General features: G+C 68.8%; 15 protein-coding genes. 12 read left to right on the forward strand and 3 right to left on the reverse strand.

Features of this window, described 5'->3' with window-relative positions; translation table 11 throughout:
* Positions 1–18 precede the first annotated feature (18 nt).
* A complete protein-coding gene (locus OHS57_RS29380; RefSeq protein ID WP_328583830.1) occupies positions 19–1,227 on the forward strand; it encodes an MFS transporter in 1,209 nt (402 codons plus the stop codon).
* On the opposite strand, the gene OHS57_RS29385 is transcribed toward OHS57_RS29380, so the two are convergent.
* Positions 1,224–1,856, reverse strand: a complete 633-nt coding sequence (locus OHS57_RS29385; protein WP_328583831.1) for a hypothetical protein — start codon at positions 1,854–1,856, stop codon at positions 1,224–1,226. The two genes, OHS57_RS29380 and OHS57_RS29385, sit on opposite strands and share 4 nt — an antisense overlap.
* 110 nt (positions 1,857–1,966) lie before the next feature.
* Positions 1,967–2,533, reverse strand: coding sequence for a TetR/AcrR family transcriptional regulator (locus tag OHS57_RS29390; protein WP_328583832.1), 567 nt, complete (start codon positions 2,531–2,533; stop codon positions 1,967–1,969).
* An 87-nt stretch (positions 2,534–2,620) separates the two neighbouring features.
* On the opposite strand from OHS57_RS29390, the gene OHS57_RS29395 reads away from it, so the two are divergent.
* The 6 genes from OHS57_RS29395 (at position 2,621) to OHS57_RS29420 (ending at position 10,238) form a co-directional block, all read left to right on the forward strand.
* Positions 2,621–3,046, forward strand: coding sequence for a nuclear transport factor 2 family protein (locus OHS57_RS29395; protein WP_328583833.1), 426 nt, complete (start codon positions 2,621–2,623; stop codon positions 3,044–3,046).
* A 236-nt stretch (positions 3,047–3,282) separates the two neighbouring features.
* Positions 3,283–5,994, forward strand: a complete 2,712-nt coding sequence (gene acnA, locus OHS57_RS29400; RefSeq protein WP_041996967.1) for an aconitate hydratase AcnA — start codon at positions 3,283–3,285, stop codon at positions 5,992–5,994.
* An 89-nt stretch (positions 5,995–6,083) separates the two neighbouring features.
* Positions 6,084–7,439 carry a serine hydrolase domain-containing protein gene (locus OHS57_RS29405; protein WP_328583834.1) on the forward strand — a complete coding sequence of 452 codons (1,356 nt, stop codon included), beginning with the start codon at positions 6,084–6,086 and terminating at the stop codon, positions 7,437–7,439.
* A gap of 58 nt (positions 7,440–7,497) precedes the next feature.
* On the forward strand, positions 7,498–7,968 hold the full coding sequence (locus OHS57_RS29410) for a hypothetical protein (protein WP_328583835.1): 471 nt from the start codon (positions 7,498–7,500) through the stop codon (positions 7,966–7,968).
* 143 nt (positions 7,969–8,111) lie between these two features.
* Complete coding sequence (locus OHS57_RS29415) at positions 8,112–9,665, forward strand: MFS transporter (RefSeq protein WP_328583836.1); 1,554 nt, start codon at positions 8,112–8,114, stop codon at positions 9,663–9,665.
* A 3-nt stretch (positions 9,666–9,668) separates the two neighbouring features.
* Positions 9,669–10,238 (forward strand): TetR/AcrR family transcriptional regulator, encoded by a 570-nt coding sequence (locus OHS57_RS29420; protein ID WP_052457161.1) that lies wholly within the window; start codon positions 9,669–9,671, stop codon positions 10,236–10,238.
* 86 nt (positions 10,239–10,324) lie between these two features.
* Here OHS57_RS29420 and OHS57_RS29425 read toward each other — a convergent pair whose 3' ends face one another.
* A complete protein-coding gene (locus OHS57_RS29425) occupies positions 10,325–14,182 on the reverse strand; it encodes a GH92 family glycosyl hydrolase (RefSeq protein WP_328583837.1) in 3,858 nt (1,285 codons plus the stop codon).
* Between the two features lie 538 nt (positions 14,183–14,720).
* On the opposite strand from OHS57_RS29425, the gene ngcE reads away from it, so the two are divergent.
* The 5 genes from ngcE to OHS57_RS29450 all read left to right on the forward strand — a co-directional run bounded on the left by ngcE (position 14,721) and on the right by OHS57_RS29450 (position 20,824).
* Positions 14,721–16,169, forward strand: coding sequence for an N-acetylglucosamine/diacetylchitobiose ABC transporter substrate-binding protein (gene ngcE / locus OHS57_RS29430; protein WP_041992015.1), 1,449 nt, complete (start codon positions 14,721–14,723; stop codon positions 16,167–16,169).
* Between the two features lie 90 nt (positions 16,170–16,259).
* Positions 16,260–17,183 (forward strand): carbohydrate ABC transporter permease, encoded by a 924-nt coding sequence (locus OHS57_RS29435; protein WP_041992018.1) that lies wholly within the window; start codon positions 16,260–16,262, stop codon positions 17,181–17,183.
* Positions 17,183–18,103, forward strand: coding sequence for a carbohydrate ABC transporter permease (locus tag OHS57_RS29440; protein WP_041992021.1), 921 nt, complete (start codon positions 17,183–17,185; stop codon positions 18,101–18,103). Before OHS57_RS29435 ends, OHS57_RS29440 begins: the two co-directional genes overlap by 1 nt.
* 280 nt (positions 18,104–18,383) lie before the next feature.
* On the forward strand, positions 18,384–19,583 hold the full coding sequence (locus tag OHS57_RS29445; protein WP_041992024.1) for an ROK family transcriptional regulator: 1,200 nt from the start codon (positions 18,384–18,386) through the stop codon (positions 19,581–19,583).
* A 134-nt stretch (positions 19,584–19,717) separates the two neighbouring features.
* The gene (locus OHS57_RS29450) at positions 19,718–20,824 is read left to right on the forward strand and encodes an ABC transporter substrate-binding protein (RefSeq protein ID WP_041996982.1); all 1,107 of its coding nucleotides are present in this window, start codon (positions 19,718–19,720) and stop codon (positions 20,822–20,824) included.
* The last annotated feature ends 108 nt before the right edge of the window (positions 20,825–20,932 follow it).

A 20,932-nucleotide genomic window follows, 5' to 3' on the forward strand; every position in this document is an offset into this window, starting at 1 on the left:
CTCCGTAACGTGCTGTGGATGGGAAAGCGTTACGCGCTGTGGGGATATGTCGCCGGGGCGGCCGCGGCCCGTACCGGGGACGAGATGTCGGGTCCGGCCCTGCTGCTGGCAGGACTCGCGGTCACCGGATCGGCGTCCGCCGCTTCGTCGCTCCTGGCGGGCCTCATGATCTCGGCGGCGATCGGTGGACCCGTCTTCGGCGTGGTGCTCGACAGGTCGCCCAGACCGGGCCGCCTGCTGGCCCGGGCCCTCATTGGTTACGCCGCGATGCTCCTGGTCGTCCTGGCCGCCCTGGGCCACGGTCCGGTCGCCGACACGGTCCTGATCGCGGTGTGCGCCGGGCTGCTGGGACCTGCCCTGTCCGGCGGGTGGACCTCGCAACTGCCCGGCGTCGTCGCCCGGGAGAGCCTGCCCCGCGCCAACGCGCTCGACGCGATGACCTTCAACCTCGCGAGCCTGGCGGGTCCGGCGCTGGCGGGGATCGTCGCCGGCCTGGCCGGGGCGTCCGCCGGTGTGATCGTGGCCGTCGCGCTGATCTGCCTCGCACTGCCCTCGGCACTCGCCCTGCCCCCGGCCCGGACGCCGGCCCAAGAACGGCCGGCCGCCTCGGTCGCCACCGACCTCGCCGCCGGACTGCGGGCCATCACCGGCAACCGGCCACTGATCCGGGCGACCGTAACGTCGGTGGTCTCCTGCGCTGGCCAGGGCATGGTGATCGCGTGCACCCCGCTGATCGGACAGCGCAGCCTCGGCTCGGCCGATCGCGGAGCGCTCCTCCTCTCCCTGACAGCCGCCTCGGCACTCGCCGCCAACGCGGTACTGGCCCGCCACCCACGGCTGCTGCGCCCGGACACCGTCATCTGGTGCAGCACGCTCGTCCTCGCGGCGGCTTTCCTCCTCGCCGCGACAGGCCGGCCGGCCCTGCTCGTCACCGCGATGCTGATCGCCGGCATCGGCGAGGGCCCGCAGCTCACAGCCCTCTTCGCGGTCCGCCACCGCGAAGCCCCCAGCCGACTGCGCGGCCAGGTCTTCACCACCGGCGCGAGCCTGAAGATCACCGGCTTCGCCATCGGCGCGGCCACAGCGGGCCCGCTAGCGGCCCGTTCACTCCCCGGCGCCCTCCTCACAGCCGCCGCACTCCAACTCCTCGCAGCACTGTGCGCGGCCTGCTACCACCCAACCCGCCGCCGTGCCTCCGGACGCGGACCGGACAGGCCTGCTGCCTAGGAAGGGTCCCCGACGCGGGAGTTGTCCAGCGGGGTGCCGATGTGCAGGCCTTCGTCGAGCTTGGCAATCAGCGCGGGGGCCGATGCGGGCGCGTAGCGGGAGGCCCATTGTTCGGCGAGGGCGAGAAAACCGTTGAGCTTGTTGTGCACGGTCTGGAGAAGGTCCGGCAACTCGGCCACGGGAAGCTCGATGAATCGCTCTGCCGGTGTGTCCGTCTCCGGCCACACCCTGACGAGCGTTTCCTGCTGTTCGATGTGCGCGGCGGTGTCGTGGCCGAGCCAGAGCTCTTCGCCGTGCAGGAGGCCGAGCCAGTCGCGCCAGTTCTCCAGACCGAAGCAGCACCCCGGCTCGATCACGACGCCGGTCGCGGTGTCCTGCAGGAGGATGCCGCCCGGGGCTATGACGAGATCGACGTCCAGCAGCTCCTCGATACGTCGGATCCCGACTTCGGGGTCCGAGGCCCGGTCGTCGGAGTTGTAGCTGGTCAGGACGGCCATCGCTGTTCCGACTTCCAGCGGTGACAGGTGGCCGGAGAGGACCAGCAGGCGGTCCGCGCTCGGGGCGGCCGTGGGCCACAGGGCGAAGTCGACGGCATCATAGGTTTCCAGGACGGCATCCATGATCAGCACAGGCCCATTGTCGCCGTCCGGCGGCGGGCTTCCGACGGACGGGCTTCCGGCGGCAGGGGGGCGGTCAGGGATGACCGTGGACAGTGGGGCCAGACCCTCACGCCCTTGTTTCAACCCGCCGGATCTGTCAGGGCCTTGAACGCCGGGCGGAGCAGGCCGGCGATGCGGTCGGGTGGGGTGTCGCGAAGAGCGGCCAGGTCGAGGAACTGGTGGCCGATGGTGACGCCCAGCAGGGTGACGACGACCAGGGCGGCGCGCAGCTGGGGGTCTTCGGCTGCGGGCAGGGCAGCGCTGACGCTGTCGATCTGCCCGTCGAGGGCGGCGCGGACGTGGTCGGCCGCAGTCGGGTCGGTGAGCATGGAGCGCAACATCACCAGCGTGCCCTCGGGAAGACCCCCGAGCTTGAGGTCGAGCGTGGCCAGCAGCTGATCGACGAGCGCGTCGGTGTCAGTGGCCGCCGGCAGTGTGGGGACCGCCTGCACCGCGTGGGTGAAAAGCTCGCGCTTCGAGCCGAAGTACTGCATGACGAGAGCCGGGTCGACGCCTGCCGCGGTCGCCACGGCGCGGATGGTGGTGCGATCGAATCCCTTCTCGGCGAACAGCCCCCGGGCGCTGCTGAGGATGCGCAGTTCGGTGGCTCGGCGGCGGTCGGCGCGGGACCGGTGAGGGGAAGACACCGATTCACTCTACAGCCGTTGACCCAACCGTCGGCCGACTCTTACGGTGGCCTGGTCAACACGTGTTGAGCGAATGGAGTGATCCCTGTGCCGGACCTGGAGGCACCTGCCGTCCGCACCCCTCGCGAGGTGCTGGCCTGCTACTACCGGGCCATGCTCGACAAGTCCGCAGACGATCTCGCCGACCTGTATGCCGTGGACGCGGTGCACGAGTTCCCGTTCACCTCTCCCGGCTTTCCCGCGCGTTACGAGGGCCGCGAGGCGGTGCGTGCGGGATATCGGGCGGCGTGGGGAGCCAGCCCCGTCCAGGTGGAGGAGATCAGGAAGACCGCGGCTTACGAGACCGCCGATCCGGAAGTGATCATCGCTGAGCACGTGGTGGTAGGAACGCTGCCGACCGGTCGCACCACCTTCACCGTCCCCGGTCTCCTGGTGCTCCACGTCCACAACGGACTGATCACGCGCGTCCGCGACTACATGGACGGCCTGCGGGTCGCCGGTGCCGGAGAGTGAATGCCGCTCCGGCCCCGGCTCGAACCCGGCCCGTCGCGGGGCGCGGTCAGGGAGGTCGGAGCATGACCGGGCGGCGGTCATGTACTACAGTTATCTCGACATCGAGATATCTGCCGAAGGCGTACCGCAGCCGTCAGTCGGTTAGGGTCACCTAACTTAGCCATACCTTAGCGGATGGGCGACAGATCGAGGCGGCAGGATGCGGTAGTACGCGCACATTGATGAAGGAGACTGTCGTGTCGGCGAACAGCTTCGACGCCCGCAGCACGCTGCGTGTGGGCGACGAGTCGTACGAGATCTTCCGGCTGGACAAGGTCGAGGGCTCAGCGCGCCTCCCTTACAGCCTGAAGGTGCTGCTGGAGAACCTGCTGCGGACCGAGGACGGCGCGAACATCACCGCCGACCACATCCGGGCCATCGGCGGCTGGGACTCCCAGGCGCAGCCGAGCCAGGAGATCCAGTTCACCCCGGCCCGCGTGATCATGCAGGACTTCACCGGTGTGCCGTGTGTCGTGGACCTGGCCACCATGCGGGAGGCCGTCAAGGAGCTGGGCGGCGACCCGGCGAAGATCAACCCGCTGGCCCCCGCCGAGCTGGTCATCGACCACTCGGTGATCGCCGACAAGTTCGGTACGCCGCAGTCGTTCGCGCAGAACGTGGAGCTGGAGTACGGCCGCAACCAGGAGCGTTACCAGTTCCTGCGCTGGGGCCAGTCCGCCTTCGACGAGTTCAAGGTCGTCCCGCCGGGCACCGGCATCGTGCACCAGGTCAACATCGAGCACCTGGCCCGTACGGTCATGGTCAGGAACGGCCAGGCGTACCCCGACACCCTCGTCGGCACCGACTCGCACACCACCATGGTCAACGGCCTCGGCGTGCTGGGCTGGGGCGTCGGCGGCATCGAGGCCGAGGCCGCGATGCTCGGACAGCCCGTCTCGATGCTCATCCCGCGCGTCGTCGGCTTCAAGCTGACCGGTGAGCTGCCCGCCGGCACCACCGCGACCGACCTCGTGCTGACCATCACCGAGATGCTGCGCAAGCACGGCGTCGTCGGCAAGTTCGTCGAGTTCTACGGTGAGGGCGTCGGCGCGACCACGCTCGCCAACCGCGCCACCATCGGCAACATGTCGCCGGAGTTCGGCTCGACGGCCGCGATCTTCCCGATCGACGCCGAGACGATCAAGTACCTCACCCTCACCGGCCGCAGCGAGCAGCAGATCGCGCTGGTCGAGGCGTACGCCAAGGAGCAGGGGCTGTGGCTCGACCCGGCCGCCGAGCCCGACTTCTCCGAGAAGCTGGAGCTCGACCTCGCCACGGTCGTCCCGTCCATCGCGGGCCCCAAGCGCCCGCAGGACCGCATCATCCTGGCCGAGGCCCAGCAGAAGTTCGCCCAGGACGTACGGAACTACGTGACGGACGACGAGGAGTCCGGCAAGGAGTCCTTCCCCGCCTCCGACTCCCCGGCCGCCCACAACGGTGTGCCGACCCGGCCCACCCTCGTCACGGCCCCGGACGGCTCGACGTACGAGATCGACCACGGCGCCGTCACCGTCGCCGCGATCACCTCCTGCACCAACACCTCGAACCCGGCCGTCATGGTCGCCGCCGCGCTGGTCGCGAAGAAGGCCGTCGAGAAGGGCCTCACCCGCAAGCCGTGGGTCAAGACGACGCTGGCCCCCGGGTCCAAGGTCGTCATGGACTACTACGACCGCGCGGGCCTCACCCCGTACCTCGACAAGCTCGGCTTCAACCTCGTCGGTTACGGCTGCACCACCTGCATCGGCAACTCGGGCCCGCTGCCCGAGGAGGTCTCCAAGGCCGTCAACGACGCCGACCTCGCGGTCACCGCCGTGCTCTCCGGCAACCGTAACTTCGAGGGCCGGATCAACCCCGACGTCAAGATGAACTACCTCGCGTCGCCGCCGCTGGTCGTCGCCTACGCCATCGCGGGCTCCATGAAGGTGGACATCACCCGCGACGCGCTCGGCACCGACCAGGACGGCAAGCCGGTCCACCTGGAGGACATCTGGCCCTCCGAGGCCGAGGTCAACGAGGTCGTGGCCTCCGCGATCGGCCAGGACATGTTCAACGACTCGTACAAGGACGTCTTCGCCGGCGACGCGCAGTGGCAGGCGCTGTCCATCCCGACGGGCAACACCTTCGAGTGGGACCCGCAGTCCACCTACGTGCGCAAGCCTCCGTACTTCGAGGGCATGCAGCAGGACCCGTCGCCGGTCGAGGACATCACCGGCGCCCGCGTCCTCGCCAAGCTGGGTGACTCGGTCACCACCGACCACATCTCCCCGGCCGGCGCGATCAAGGCCGACACCCCGGCCGGTACGTACCTGACGGAGCACGGCATCGAGCGCCGCGACTTCAACTCGTACGGCTCGCGCCGCGGCAACCACGAGGTCATGATCCGGGGCACGTTCGCCAACATCCGCCTGCGCAACCAGATCGCGCCGGGCACCGAGGGCGGCTACACCCGCGACTTCACGAAGGACGGCGGCCCCGTCTCCTTCATCTACGACGCGTCGGTCAACTACCAGGAGGCCGGCACCCCGCTGGTCGTCCTGGCGGGCAAGGAGTACGGCTCGGGCTCGTCCCGCGACTGGGCGGCCAAGGGCACGGCGCTGCTCGGCGTCAAGGCGGTCATCGCCGAGTCGTACGAGCGCATCCACCGCTCGAACCTGATCGGCATGGGCGTACTGCCGCTCCAGTTCCCGGAGGGCGTCACCGCCGCCTCCCTGGGCCTGACCGGTGAGGAGACCTTCTCCTTCTCCGGCGTGACCGCGCTGAACGACGCCATCCCGAGCACGGTCAAGGTCACCACCGACACCGGTGTGGAGTTCGACGCGGTCCTGCGCATCGACACCCCGGGCGAGGCGGACTACTACCGCAACGGCGGCATCCTGCAGTACGTGCTGCGCAGCCTGATCAGCAAGTAGCCCAGCAGGTAAGACACATTGAAGGGCCGCATCCTCCGGGGTGCGGCCCTTCATGCTGAGCCCGACCAAGGGCGGGGGAGACTGTGACCATGGCTGATGCGCGGAGTGTGCTGGCGGGGCTGGGTGCGGTGTGTGCTGGTGTGTTGGGGGAGCACGGGTGTCCTTCCGTGTCCGTCGCCGTCGCCGAGCGTGGGGAGGTGGTGCTTGCCGAGGCTTTCGGGTTCGCCGATGTGGCTGCCGGGCGGGCCGCCTCGCCGCAGACCGCTTACGCGTTGGCGTCCATCAGCAAGCCGTTCACGGCGACGGCCGTGTGTGTCGCCGTCGACGAGGGGCTGATCGGTCTCGACGAGCCTGTGCCCGTGGCGGGCGATTCGCCGTGGGGTGAGCCGACGGTGCGTCAGTTGCTGCGGCATCGGGGCGGGTTCGGGATGCACTACGACTTTCACCACGGCGCCGACGAGCCCGCCGTCGACGCGGAGCGCTACGCGCGGCTCCGGCGTGCGCCGGGGTCCGGCTACGAGTACGCCAACCTCGGATTCCGGGCGCTGGGGCGGTTGTTGGAGAAGGCCGGCGGGCAGCCGCTCGGCTCGTTCGTGCGGGAGCGGGTCTTCGAGCCGCTCGGGTTGCGCAACTGCCTGCTGGCACCCGCCTATCCGGGGCCCGCACCGTCGGCGGTGCGGTACACGGTCGACGGCCGTCCGTATCCCCGTGTCATGGGCACCAGCCACCCCGGAGCCACCCTCGGCTGGGCGCCCGCGCCGGAACTCGCGCTCTTCGGCCAGTCGTACGCGCGGCTGCTGAAGCCCGCGACGGTCGCGGCCATGCGGGACGGGGTTCCGATCAACGCGCAGCTCGGGTACGGGCTCGGCTGGTGTGTGTCGTACGGGGGCGGGCCGTCGGTGATCAGCCACGGCGGCGGTATGGGCGGAGTGGCGGCGATGCTGGTCACGGTGCCCGACCGGGAGCTGTCGGTCGCCGTGCTGACCAACAGCACGAACAAGGCGGCCCGCGACGCGGTCGTCCAGTACGTGATGAGCGCGCTCGTACCGGACTACCGGCCCGAGCTGATCTCGCCGCTGACCCAGGACGCGGCGCGCCCCGCCGAACTGCCGCCCGGTGTGTGGAGCGGCCGGATCGTGGCGCCAGAGCGGGACATCCCCACGGAGGTGCGCGTACTGCCGGACGGCGGCGTCGAGGTGAGCGTGGACGGCGAGCGGGTCACCGGACCCGCCGACGCGTCGGCCGAGTGGGACCTGCGGGCGGACCTCCCGCTCCAACTGCCCACCGCCGACGCCAGGCTGGGCGGTCCCCGGCTGGGGCTCGCGCTACGGCTCGACGGCGCGGGGCGCGAGCTGACGGGCGTCGCGTACGCGTACAAGAACGGCGACGCCGAGGGGCTGATGGGCAACTTCCTCTCGCACTCCTGCGAACTGACGCGCCGCTGAAACCAGAACGGCACTCCCCGCGTCCGATGCACGGACGGAGGTCGGGCGGGGGAGTGTCGTGGGGCGTCAACAGTGGTCGCGGGCAGGCGCGTTACTGATCGCCGTCGTGCTGCTGCCCGTGGTCTGCGGCTGCGGTGCCGACGTACAGGGTGACCGGGCGGAGCCGGCCGACCGGCCCCACCGGCCCGTCGAGGTGCACACCCTGACCCCCGGCTTCGCACACGCCGCCCCACTGCCGCTGCTGTCCGCCGACAAGGCCGCAGGACTGACCGGACTGCCCTGGGCATCGGTCGACCACCGCACCGCCCCCGACGGCACCCTGCGGCTGACGGCCGACACCGGTGGCTGCGTCCGGCTCGTGGGGGCCCGTGCCGTGCGCGAGGGCGCCGCCGCCCGGCTGGCGCTGCTCGTACGGCCGCCGGCGGCCGGGACCCGGTGCGCGATGCGGCGGATGACCGGACTGTTCACCGTGCGGCTGCCCATGGCCCTGCGCGGGCTGCCGGTCACCCACGCACCCACCAGGCCGTAGCGCCCCTCAGTAGGCCGTAGCGCCCCCCTCAGCCCATTTTGACCCGGCGGCGCAACCATGTCATCGTATGTAGACATCATGCGATGACATCGCTTGTGGACTTGTGGATTTGCGGACATGTGGGAGCGAGCACCGACGTGAACATGGACAAGCGGACGCCGGCACCGCAGGCCGAGCAGCCTCCCCATCGCCTGATCGTGCCCGGCCTGGTGTTCATCGGCATGATCGTCGCCATCGTCAGTAGCCTGGGCGCGCCGCTCATCCCCACCATCGCCGAGACCGACCACATATCGCTGACCGACGCCCAGTGGTCGCTCACCGTCACCTTCCTGGTCAGCGCCCTCGCGACGCCCGTCATGGGGCGGCTCGGCGACGGCCCGCACCGGCGGCGGGTGATCATCGGGAGCCTCGCGACCGTGACCGTGGGCGCCGTACTGGCCGCCCTGCCGCTCGGCTTCGGCTTCCTGCTGGCCGGCCGGGGCCTCCAGGGCGTCGGCCTCGGACTCACCCCGCTCGGGATAGCCGTCGTACGCGACGCCCTGCCCGCCGAGCGCGCCAGGCCGGCCGCCGCGATCCTCTCGGTCACCACCGTCGCCGGTGTCGGCCTCGGCTACCCGCTCACCGGCCTCGTCGCCCAGTACGGCGGACTGCACGCCGCCTTCTGGTTCGGCGCCGTGATGAGCGCCCTCGGACTGGTCGTCGCCGTCCTCGTCGTACCGTCCCCCGGACCCCGTCCGCGCCGGCCCGTCGACTCCCTCGGCGCCGTCCTCCTGGGTCTTTCGCTGGCCGGGCTGCTGCTCGGCATCAGCGAGGGCGAGAGCTGGGGCTGGACCTCGCCCCGGCTGATCGGCGTCCTGGTCGCCGCGCTCGTCGTCCTGGCCGGCTGGGTGGTCCTGGAACTGCGCGTCGCCCACCCGCTGGTCGATCTGCGCTTGCTGCGCAGGCCCGCCGTGCTCACCGCCGACGTCACGGCGCTGCTGGCAGGCGTCGGGATGTATCTGCTGATCTCGCTGGTCACACGCTTCGTACAGACCCCGAGGAGCAGCGGCTACGGCCTCGGCGCCTCCGTGGCCGTCGCGGGCCTGGCACTGCTGCCGTTCTCCGCCGCCAGCGTCGTCTCCACCCGGATCACCCGGCTGCTGGTACGGCGCGTCGCGCCCGGCGTCGCGCTGGCCATGGGCTCCGTCGTCGTCCTGTTCGCCATGGTGATGCTCACGTACGCACGAGGCGCCATGTGGGAGATCCTCGTCCTCATGGCCCTCGCGGGCCTGGGCGTCGGCGCGATCTTCGCCGTGATGCCCGGCCTGGTCGTCGGCGCCGTGCCGCCCCACGAGACCGGCAGCGCGACCAGCTTCAACCAGGTGATCCGGTACGTCGGTTACGCGACCGGCAGCACCCTCAGCGCCGTCGTGCTCGAAGCCCACACCGCCCCCGGCCACGCCCTCCCGGCGAACAGCGGCTACACCGTCGCGGGTCTCATCGGCTGCGGGATGTGGCTCGTCACCGCCCTCGCCAGTCTCGTACTGCCGCGACTGCGCAGGGGCGCGGGCGCGGGGCCGGGTGCCGGCTCTTCGAAGGTCGTCGGCGGCGGGGCCACGACGCGGGTGGACCGGGCGGCCGAGGACCTGCTGGAGGTGGAGGGTGTCGCCGATGTCCCTGAGGTGGGTGACACGGCCTCCGCGGGCCGTAAGGATTGATCCATGACCAAGGAAGCGTCCCCAGCGTCCCCCCGCCGCCGCGACTCGGCCGCGAGCCGCGAACGGCTGCTGCGGGCAGCGGGAGAGCTGTTCGCCGAGCGCGGCTTCGACCGCACCACGGCACGTGACATCGGCGAACGCGCCGGCGTCGACCCGGCGATGATCGCCCGCTACTTCGGCGGGAAGGCCCAGCTCTACGTGGCGGTACTGGGCGCCGAGAACCCCTCGGACACCTTCGCCGACCTGTTCGACCCCGACCGGCTCGCCGGTCTGCTCAACCGCTTCGACCGCTCGGGCCCCGGGCCCGTCATGCAGGCGGCGGTACGGCCGTACGACGACCCGGCGGCCCAGGAGGCGGCGGCGGTCGAGCTCGACCGCCGTATCGTCGCCCCGCTGCGGGCGCACTTCACCCGGGACGGCGACGAACAGGCCGCACTGCGCGCCGAGCTGATCACGGCGGCGTTCATCGGTGTCATCCTCGGCCGCCGCGCCGGCACGCTGGAGCATCTGTCGGCCGCCGGTACGGACGAGTTGCTGCCGCTGCTCCAGGAACTGTTCGGCGGCCGGGGATAGTTCGCCCCGGCCGCCGAACGGCACTTCTCACCTGCGCGTCGGTGTGCCGGCGCACGCGACGGTGCGCCGGCACCCATGTCATCGCGTCAGCGCAGCAACTCCACCTCCGCCAGTGACGACTGACCCTTCGGGACGAGCCGGTACTGCCGGTAGGTGCCCGGGTGGGCCACCGTGAAGACCCGCGTCTGCTGGTCCCAGGCGAACTTCTGCCCGGACCGCGCGTCCACCGTGGTCCACCGCTTGCCGTCGGCCGAGCCCTCAAGCGTCCAGCCGGCCGGTGCCTCCGCCGCCTTGGCCGACGTCAGCGTGTACTGCACGGCGCGGGTCGCCGAATCGACCGGCAGCTCCACCCGCTCACTGACCGTCGCCTCCGTCGTCGACGTGTTGTCGAACAGCGGACCGGACCCCGTCAGCGCGTCGGAGCGAGGCGTCGGGGCCTTGTCGCCCTTGGTGATCGACACCGGCGCCGCGTCCTTGCCCGTGCCCCAGGCCGACGGCTTCGGCCCCATCGCGAAGTCCAGCGTGCCGCCGCGCGCCAGCAGGTCGTGCGGGAGCGCCGTGGAGTTCCACGTCTTCCCGTTGACCTTCAGACCCTGGACGTAGATGTTCTTCGCGCTGTTCTTCGGGGCCTTGACGACCAGGTCGCGGCCGCTGCCCAGATGCAGCGTCGCCTTCGTGAACTGCGGTGAGCCGATGGCGTATTCGCCGCTGCCCATGACCAGCGGGTAGAAGCCGAGCGAGGAGAACAGGTACCAGGCCGACTGCTCGCCGTTGTCCTCGTCGCCGTGGTAGCCCTGCCCGATCTCGCTGCCGGTGTACAGCCGCGACAGGACCTCGCGCACCTTTTCCTGCGTCTTCGACGGTTCGCCCGCCGCGTCGTACAGGTAAGTGACGTGGTGGGCCACCTGGTTGGAGTGGCCGTACATGCCCATCCGCACGTCACGCGCCTCGGTCATCTCATGGATGACGCTCCCGTACGAGCCGACGACGTCGGGTGACGCCGTCTCGGGTGTGGCGAAGTACGTGTCGAGCTTCTTGCCCAGGCCCGCCTTCCCGCCGTACAGATCGGCGAGCCCGCGGGTGTCCTGCACGGCCGTGAACGCGTAACCCCAGCCGTTGGTCTCGGTGTAGTCGTAGCCCCACACCTTCGGGTCGTACTCGGCGGACGGCACCCGCCACGCGCCCTGCGGGTCACGGCCCTGGAAGAAGCCGGCGTCGTGGTCGAAGAGCGAGACGTAGTTCTGGGCGCGGTTGAGGAAGTACGCCGACTCCTCCTTGTACCGCTCCTTGCCCGTCTTCTTGTAGAGCTTCTGACCCATCTGCGCGATGCCGTAGTCGTTGAGATACCCCTCAAGCGCCCAGGAAAGGCCCTCTCCCGTGTCGGTGGAGGTGTAGCCGAGGAACGGCGACGTCTCCATGCCCTTGCGGCCCACACCCGAACTGGGCGGCGCCACCGTCGCGTTCTTCAGCGCCGCCTCGTACGCGGCTGTCGCGTCGAAGTCGACGCCCTTCACGTACGCGTCGGCGAACGCCACGTCCGAACTGGTGCCGGTCATCAGGTCGGCGTAGCCGGGGGACGACCAACGGGAGATCCAGCCGCCGTCCTTGTACTGCTGGACGAACCCGTCCACCATCTCGCCCGCCTTGTCGGGCGTGAGGAGCGAGTACGCCGGCCAGGTCGTCCGGTAGGTGTCCCAGAAGCCGTTGTTCACATACACCTTGCCGTCCACGATCTTCGCGCCCGTGTGGGTCGCGGTGTCGGGCTCCGGCATCGGGGAGAACGGACTGGCGTACTGCTGCTTCGGGCGGGACGCCGAACCGGTGTTCTCGAAGCCCGAGTTGGGATACAGGTACAGCCGGTAGAGGCTGGAGTAGAGCGAGGTCAGCTGGTCCTTGCTCGCACCCTCGACCTCCACCTTCCCCAGCAGCTGGTCCCAGGCCCGCTGTGCCTTCTTCTCGACCTGGCCGAAGCCGGTGCCCGCCGGGATCTCGGCGGCGAGGTTCTTCTTCGCCTGGTCGACGCTGATCAGGGACGTCGCGAGCCGCAGATTGACCGTGCGGTCCTTGCCCGCGTCGAACCGCAGATAGCCCGTGACGTCGTCACCGCCGCCACCGGTGAGCTTGCCGCTCGCGGTGACCGGCGCGTCGAAGACGCCGTACACGAACAGCCGGGTGGCGCCGACCGAGAGCCCGCTCTTGACGTCGGAGAAACCGGTGAAGGACCGGCTGCCCGGGTCGAGGGTGAGCCCGCCGTCGTTGGAGATGTTGTCGAAGACCATGCTGGCGTCGTCACCGGGATAGCGGAAGCGCATCGCCGCCGCGTGGTCCGTCGGCGTCATCTCCGCCTTCAGGCCGTTCTCGAACGTCACACCGTAGTAGTGCGGCTTCGCCACCTCGTTCTCGTGCCGGAAGGGCAGCGCACGCGCCGTACGGTCCGCGTCGGGGGTGTCAGCGGCCACCGACGGCATCAGCTGGAACGTCTGCCGGTCGCCCATCCAGGGGCTCGGTTCGTGGCTGGCGCTGAACGCCTGGAGCGTCGGGAGGTTGTCGGCGTTGTTGTTGTGCGCGTACTCGTAAAGCCAGCTGTTGGAGCCCGCGTTGGTCACCGGCGTCCAGAAGTTGAAGCCGTTGGGCACCGCGGTGGCCGGGAAGGTGTTGCCCCGCGAGAACGAACCGCTGGAGTTGGTGCCGCGCACCGTCGACGCGTAGTCCGACAGATGGGCGAGCGGCTTCTCGGGCGGCGCGGGCGCGAGGCTGATGTCGTCGATCCAGCCCTGGAAGGCGGCGGGGCCCTTGGGCGAGTCGTACGCCACCAGGATCCGGTCGACCGTGCGTCCTGCCGCGACGGCGCCGATCCGCGCGTCCACCTGGTTCCACTGGTTCACGTAGAGCCGCTTGGCCGCGCCCTGCCCCTGCGGGGTGAGTGCGCCGCCGTGCGCGTCGACGGCCCCCAGCTCGCTGAGATAGCTGCCGTCGGTGAAGGCGAGGTCCACCGACACGTTGGTGGCCGGGTAGTTGAGGTCCGTCTCCGTCATGGAGGGGTAGATCCGGTAGGAGAGCGCGGTGTCACGGCCGACGGCCGTGTTCACGTCGAAGACCTTGTTGTACGAGTACGCCCGGCCGTCCGGCTTGTGCGTGCCCGCGTACTTCAGGGCCTTCGTGCCGGTGAAGCCCGCGTTGGCCTTGGCGGTCGGCGAGCCCGCGGGGCCCCGGTCGACCTGGGTGCGCATGTCCTGCGGCGCCGGGGGAGCGGTGTCGCCGTCGGAGAACTGCACATCGGCCAGTTGAAGGGCGTCGGGGGAGCCGTTGTTGGCGGTGAAGTCGATGCGGTAGTGCTGGTATTCGGCGGGCTCGGCGATGTCGTAGGACTTCGTCTGGAACCGTTCGGCGAAGGTCTGGCCGGTCTTGGCGTCCAGCTCCTTCCATGTCTTGCCGTCGGTCGAGCCCTGGAGCTTCCAGTCCTTCGGGTCACGCTCGGCGTGGTCGTTGGCCGAGGTCAGCGCGTACGTGGCGACCTTGACCGGGGCGTCGAGGTCGAACTCCGCCCAGCCGGTGGCCTCGAACGTCAGCCATTTGGTGCCGGACTGGACATCGACCAGATTCTCTTTGGTCTCGCCCGCGTCCGTGTTCTCGCCGCTGGCCCGCACATCGGTCACCCGGTCGGTGACATTGCCCGGAATTCCGGCGGTGAAGGCACCATCGACACCGGATGCCCGCTTCTTTCCGTCGGGTCCCACTTCGACGGTGTTCCGCCAGTCCGGCTGGGCTTCGTCCGTCTCGAACGAAGAGCTGAATTCCTTTTGCTGCGTGCGGTTTTCCGCCGCGCTCCGGCCCAGCGGACGGGCCTGCGCCGCCGACTGGGCGCTCACCACGAGGAGCGCGGCCGCCGCCACCAGGGAGGCGGTATGCCATTGTCTGCGCCGGCGTCCGGGTTTCTGCTGCATACCGAGCCTTTCCTCCCGAGGATCCCGTCCAATCAGGCCGGAACCACGTCGGACAACGTTGTCAGAGTGGTGCGCGAGGGACCAGTAGGGGACAAGAGCCGTGAGGTGTCAAGGGTGTTGGCCGTGGTGGGGGTGGTAAACCGGTCATTCCATCAGGACCGACCCGGTCGAATGAGTACACAACCGGCTCACATATCCGGGAGGTCTCAACTAGGGAAAGACTGCCGCCCAAACCTGCTTTCGATCTTGCTCACCTGGCGGGAAGTGGACTATACCTGTCGGCACCCGCCCCGCGTATCCCGTGGCGGCGGGCCAGGGGGACACGACCCGGAGGGGGACAGGGGCGGGGGGAAGGGCTCTGCTCGTACCCGACCGGCCGTTTCAGGCCGTTCCTCCTGCGAAAGCCGGTCCGACATCGGTACGACATTCCTGTACGACCCAGCTTCAATTGACCGCGGTGGCGGGGCCCTTCGCCTCAGAAGAGAAGGACGGGCGACCGGTACACCGCCTGAGTCCTGAAGAAGGCGAGGACTTGAGCATGGGATCCACCTCCGCTCAGCACAACGAGGGTCTTGACCGTCGCAACCTCATCAAGCGCTCGGCCGCGCTCGGCGTGATCGCGGTGCCGACGATGAGCTTCCTGTCCGCCTGCGCGAGCAGCGACAGCGGATCGGACAAGAAGGTCGACAAGGGCAAGACGAGTGCGAAGAACCCGCTCGGCGTGAACGAGACGGCGCCGCTGGACTTCGTACTGTTCGACGGTGGTTTCGGCACCGAGTACGCCACGGACGCCGTCAAGCTGTACAACAAGGCCCACCCGAAGGCGAAGGTGAAGTTCAGCTCCACCCAGAAGATCCAGTCCACACTGCAGCCGCGCTTCAACGGCGGCACGCCGCCCGACCTGATCGACAACTCGGGCGCCGAACAGATGGACATGGGCGTTCTCGTCGGCCAGAAGCAGCTCACCGACATGACACCCCTGCTGGACTCCCCGTCCGTCGACGACCCGTCCAAGAAGGTGCGCGACACCCTGCGCCCCGGCATCGTGGAGATGGGCCAGTACGACGGCGATCCCTTCTGGATCATGAATTACGCCTACACCGTGTACGGCGTGTGGTACTCGCAGACCGCCCTGGACAAGCTCGACGCGGAGTACCCCGAGGACTGGGACGCGATGCTGGCCCTCTGCGAGAAGGCCAAGAAGAAGGGCATCGCCGGCTGGACGTACGCGGGCAAGTACCCGTACTACCTGCCCTTCTCGCTCTACCCGTTCATCGGCAAGATCGGTGGCCGCGAGGTACTCGACGCGATCGACAACCTGGAGCCGAACGCCTGGAAGAACCCGGCCGTCAAGTCCGCGTTCGAGGCGTACTACGAGCTCTTCAAGAAGGGCTACATCCTCAAGGGCACCCCGGGGATCGACCACATCCAGTCGCAGACCGCGTGGACCGAGGGCAAGGCCCTCTTCATCCCCAACGGTTCGTGGGTGGAGAACGAGGCGGCGAAGACGACGCCCAAGGACTTCCAGATGAAGGTCGCAGCGCCGTCCAGCCTGGACAGCTCGGACAAGCTGCCGTTCGGCACCCTCTGGGCGGGCGGCGGCGAGCCGTTCATCGTGCCCGCCAAGGCGGCCAACCCCGCCGGCGGCATGGAGCAGCTGCGCATCATGCTCAGCGAGGCGTCCTCCAAGAACTTCACCACCAAGGTGAAGTCGCTCAGCGCCTTCAACGGGGGCACCGACGGCCTCACGCTGTCGACCGCCATGCAGTCGGCCGTCGACTCGCTGGCCAAGGCCGGTGACAACGTGCTCAACCCGCGGCTGCAGGACTGGTACGTCCAGCTCCAGAAGGACAAGATCGGCACGGGCGCGCTCGGCGAGATGATGGCCGGCCGGATGACCCCGGCCGAATGCGTCGCCAAGTGTCAGCAGTTCGCCGACGCGGCGGCCAAGGACTCGAGCATCAAGCACTACAAGCACCCGGCGTAGGAGCGGCAGTGACCGGAAGCCCCGCCGGGGCTTCCGGTTCCTCCTCACGGCAGCACGGCGGTGCCCGCCCAAGATTCGGGGTCTGGAGACATGCAACACGGCAAGTACCGTTTCATCGCGGGGTTCTTGATCGTCCCGCTGGCGCTGTACGCCATTTTTGTGATCTGGCCGTTCGTCCAGTCCATCTTCTACTCGTTCACGGACTGGTCAGGGCTGAGCCCGGACTTCAAGATGGTCGGCTTCAGCAACTACACACGGATGCTGCACGACGACACGTTCTGGAAGTCGTTCCAGCACAGCCTGACCTTCGCGTTGATTCTGCCCGTACTGGTTCTCGGGCTGGCGCTGTTCTTCGCGTTCATGGTCAACATCGGCGGCCGCCGCCGAAAGGGCGCCGCCATCGCGGGAGTCCGGGGATCGGGCTTCTACAAGATCGTCTATTTCTTCCCGCAGGTGCTGTCGATCGCGATCGTCGCGCTGCTGTTCCAGTTCGCGTACAACCCGAACAGCGGGCTGCTCAACGGGGCGCTCAGAGGCGTGGGTCTCGGCAGTTTCCAGCCGGACTGGCTGGGTGACCCGAAATTCGCCCTGTGGTGTGTGATGGCCGTTCTGGTGTGGAGCCAGACCGGTTTCTTCGTGGTCCTGTTCTCGGCGGGCATGGCGTCCATCCCCAAGGACTTCTACGAGGCCGCGCTGCTCGACGGCGCCAACCGCGTCACCACGTTCTTCCGCATCACACTGCCGCTGCTGTGGGACACCGTGCAGTCCGGCTGGGTGTACATGGGCATCCTGGCGCTGGGCGCCGAGTCCTTCGCGGTCGTCCAGATCATGACCGTGGGCCCCGGCGGGCCCGCCAGTTCCACCAACGTGCTGATCCTCTACGTCTACCAGAAGGCGTTCCGTGACGGTCAGGCGGCGTATGCGACCACGATCGGTGTCGCCCTTCTCATCGTGACGCTGGTCTTCGCCGGCCTCGTGATGCGGGTGGGCCGACGAGAGCGGCTGGAGTACTGATGAAGACCACCGACACCCCGCCGCCGCCCGCCGAAGCCGTCGAGAAGCGGCAGGCGGCGCCCGCCCCCGGTGCACCCGCCGCCAAGGGCGACAAGACCGGCGGGACGCTCAACGTCTTCTCGCACGGCGTTCTCGTCATCTGGGCGATCCTGGTCGCCCTGCCGCTGCTGTGGGCGGTGATGACGTCCTTCAAGGACGACAACTCCATCCTGACCACGCCCTGGGCGCTGCCCGACCGGCTGCACTTCGACAACTGGTCACGCGCCTGGACCCAGGCGCACATGAGCGAGTACTTCCTCAACACCATTGTCGTGGTGGCGGGTTCGCTCATCGGCACGCTGCTGCTCGGCTCGATGGCCGCCTATGTGCTGGCGCGCTTCGAATTCCCCGGGAACCGGTTCATCTACTTCCTGTTCGTCGGCGGGATGAGTTTCCCGATCATCCTCGCCCTCGTTCCGCTCTTCTACGTGATGAGCAACCTGGGGCTGCTGAACACCATCCACGGCCTGATCCTGGTCTACATCGCCTACTCGCTGCCGTTCACGGTCTTCTTCCTCACCTCGTTCTTCAGAACGCTGCCGACCTCGGTCGCGGAGGCGGCGCTCATCGACGGGGCCTCACACACCCGTACGTTCTTCCAGGTCATGCTGCCGATGGCGAAGCCCGGCCTGATCAGCGTCGGGATCTTCAACTTCCTCGGCCAGTGGAACCAGTACCTGCTGCCCACGGTGCTGAACACCGACCCCGACCGCAGGGTGCTCACCCAGGGTCTCGTGCAGCTGGCGAGCAGCCAGGGGTACAAGGGCGACTGGTCGGGACTGTTCGCCGGGCTGGTCATGGCGATGCTGCCGGTCCTCGGCGCGTACATCATCTTCCAGCGCCAGGTGGTCGCCGGGCTCACCGCGGGAGCGCTGAAGTAACGAGCGGAGCACGGGACCAGGCCCGACCGGCTGGTCCCGGGTACGGACCGCCCGCCCACCGTCACGGTGCCGGCGGGCGGTTCGTCGTGGTTTGGGGGGATGTCGTCAACTGGCCGGAGACCGCTCATGCGTGGCCTCACTCGCTCAAGGTCTTGACGGGGAGCTGTCCGAAAGGCTGAGCTTAGGGTTCACAAGTTGGAGATACGTCGGGGTCTCATTGGCGCGACCCCGGCCGGGGGCGGTGGTCGTGCCGCCTGCCTAGGGCAGGAGTGGATGAGTCGTGGAGACTCCAGGGTCGCAGTCGTCTCTGCACCGGGCCAACCTCGAGCGGGTGGTGCGCGCGGTGCGCATGGCCGGCTCGCTCACCCAGGCGGAGATCGCCCGGAGCACCGGACTGTCGGCGGCCACGGTCTCCAATATCGTCCGAGAGCTGAAGGACAGCGGGACCGTGGAGGTCACGCCGACGTCGGCGGGGGGCCGCCGGGCGCGAAGTGTCGCTCTCAGCGCCGACGCGGGCATCGTCATAGGAGTGGATTTCGGCCATACCCATCTGCGGGTCGCCGTGGGCAACCTCGCCCACCAGGTGCTCGCGGAGGAGTCCGAACCGCTCGACGTGGACGCGTCGTCGGCGCAGGGCTTCGGCCGGGCCGAGGAGCTGGTGGAGCGGCTGATCGTGACCACCGGCGTCAGCAGGCAGAAGGTGATCGGCGTCGGGCTGGGCGTTCCCGGCCCCATCGACGTCGAGTCGGGCACCCTCGGCTCCACCTCGATCCTGCCGGGCTGGACGGGGATCAACCCCAGTGACGAGCTGGCGGGCCGCCTCGGGGTGCCGGTCTACGTCGACAACGATGCCAACCTCGGCGCGCTCGGCGAGCTGGTGTGGGGGAGCGGTCGCGGGGTCAAGGACCTCGCCTACATCAAGGTCGCCAGCGGGGTCGGCGCCGGTCTGGTCATAGACAGCCAGATCTACCGGGGGCCCGGCGGCACGGCGGGCGAGATCGGGCACATCACGCTCGACGAGTCAGGCCCTGTGTGCCGCTGCGGGAACCGGGGGTGCCTGGAGACGTTCACCGCCGCCCGGTACGTCCTGCCCCTCCTGCAGTCCAGTCACGGGGTCGATCTGACGATGGAGCGGGTCGTCCAGCTCGCCAGGGAGGGCGACCCGGGCTGCCGCAGGGTCGTGGCGGACGTCGGACGCCACATCGGCAGCGGAGTCGCCAATCTGTGCAACCTCTTGAACCCCAGCCGGGTGGTGCTCGGCGGCGATTTGGCGGAGGCTGGGGAGCTGGTGCTCGCGCCGATACGCGAATCCGTCTCGCGGTACGCGATTCCCAGCGCGGCACGGCAGCTCTCGGTGCTTCCAGGCGCTCTCGGCGGACGGGCCGAGGTGCTCGGCGCACTGGCTCTCGTCTTGAGCGAAATGGGCGATTCGACCCTTTTGGAGAGCGCGCTGCCGGCGAATACACCTGCCTTCACTTAGATAACGAATGGCACCGTTGTCATCTCGTTAAGGATTTACTCCTTGACGTCGCCCTCGGACCCGAGTTGACTTCCAGCCACCTCGGCCGCAACGACGCGGCCTCGTCAGGGAGGTTTTTCGAAGTGAACGCGAACATGCGTCGTGCCGCCGTGGCTGTCGCAGCCACCGCAATGGCTGTTTCCCTCGCTGCCTGTGGCAGCGCCAAGGAGTCCGGTGACAAGGCCGACGCTCCCAAGAAGAAGTCCGACTCGAACGCCATAACCGTCGGTCTGCTCCTCCCGGAGAACCAGACGGCGCGTTACGAGGCGCTGGACAAGCCCCTCATCGAGAAGCGGATCTCCGACCTCACCAACGGTGAGGGCAAGGTCATCTACCAGAACGCCAAGCAGGACGCCTCGCTGCAGAACCAGCAGGCGGACAGCATGATCACCAACAAGGTTGACGTGCTGATCGTCGACGCCGTGGACTCGAAGGCGATCGCCAGCTCGGTCACGAAGGCCAAGCAGGCCGGTATCCCGGTCGTGGCGTACGACCGTCTCGCCGAGGGCCCGATCGACGCGTACACCTCGTTCGACAACGAAGAGGTCGGCCGTGTGCAGGGCAACGCGCTCCTGAAGGAGCTCGGCTCGAAGGCCACCAAGACGAGCGAGATCGTCATGATGAACGGCGCGAGCACCGACCCGAACGCCGCGCTGTTCAAGAAGGGCGCCCACTCCGTCCTCGACGGCAAGGTGAAGATCGCCCGCGAGTACGACACCAAGGAGTGGAAGCCGGAGAACGCCAACGCCAACATGGAGGCGGCGATCACGGCGATCGGCAAGAACAAGATCGTCGGTGTCTACTCCGCCAACGACGGTATGGCCGGCGGTATCATCCAGGCCCTCAAGCAGGCCGGTCTCTCGAAGCTTCCCCCGGTCACGGGCCAGGACGCCGAGCTCGCCGGTGTGCAGCGCATCCTCGCGGGTGAGCAGTTCATGAGCGTCTACAAGTCCTACCCGCAGGAAGCCTCCGTCGCCGGCCAGATGGCCGTCGCGCTGGCGAAGGGCCAGGACCTGGCCCCCATCGCCAAGGACACGGTCGACAGCCCCACCAACAAGGGCATCCCGACCACCATCGTCCCCGTCGTCTCGCTGACCAAGGCGAACATCAACGACACGGTGATCAAGGACGGCATCTACCCCGTCGACAAGATCTGCACCCCCCAGTTCAAGGCCGCTTGTGACGCGGCCGGTGTGAAGTAGTCCCTCTCCGGGTTCTCCCGGTGGACTGCTCCACCCCGTGAAGCCTGTCCGGCGCCTCGCCCGTCAACAGCCCCGCAAGCAGGGGCGGGGCGCCGGACGGAACACTTC

Origin of the sequence: Streptomyces sp. NBC_00370 (genome assembly GCF_036084755.1) — a bacterium.
Taxonomy (GTDB): domain Bacteria; phylum Actinomycetota; class Actinomycetes; order Streptomycetales; family Streptomycetaceae; genus Streptomyces.

Bases quoted from the DNA above. Each gene is read 5' to 3' on its own strand.
- OHS57_RS29380 (WP_328583830.1), top strand. From the start codon at position 19: ATGGGAAAGCGTTACGCGCTGTGGGGATATGTCGCCGGGGCGGCCGCG.
- OHS57_RS29405 (WP_328583834.1), top strand. From the start codon at position 6,084: ATGGCTGATGCGCGGAGTGTGCTGGCGGGGCTGGGTGCGGTGTGTGCT.
- OHS57_RS29415 (WP_328583836.1), top strand. From the start codon at position 8,112: ATGGACAAGCGGACGCCGGCACCGCAGGCCGAGCAGCCTCCCCATCGC.
- OHS57_RS29420 (WP_052457161.1), top strand. From the start codon at position 9,669: ATGACCAAGGAAGCGTCCCCAGCGTCCCCCCGCCGCCGCGACTCGGCC.
- OHS57_RS29425 (WP_328583837.1), bottom strand. From the start codon at position 14,182: ATGCAGCAGAAACCCGGACGCCGGCGCAGACAATGGCATACCGCCTCC.
- ngcE (WP_041992015.1), top strand. From the start codon at position 14,721: ATGGGATCCACCTCCGCTCAGCACAACGAGGGTCTTGACCGTCGCAAC.
- OHS57_RS29435 (WP_041992018.1), top strand. From the start codon at position 16,260: ATGCAACACGGCAAGTACCGTTTCATCGCGGGGTTCTTGATCGTCCCG.
- OHS57_RS29440 (WP_041992021.1), top strand. From the start codon at position 17,183: ATGAAGACCACCGACACCCCGCCGCCGCCCGCCGAAGCCGTCGAGAAG.
- OHS57_RS29450 (WP_041996982.1), top strand. From the start codon at position 19,718: ATGCGTCGTGCCGCCGTGGCTGTCGCAGCCACCGCAATGGCTGTTTCC.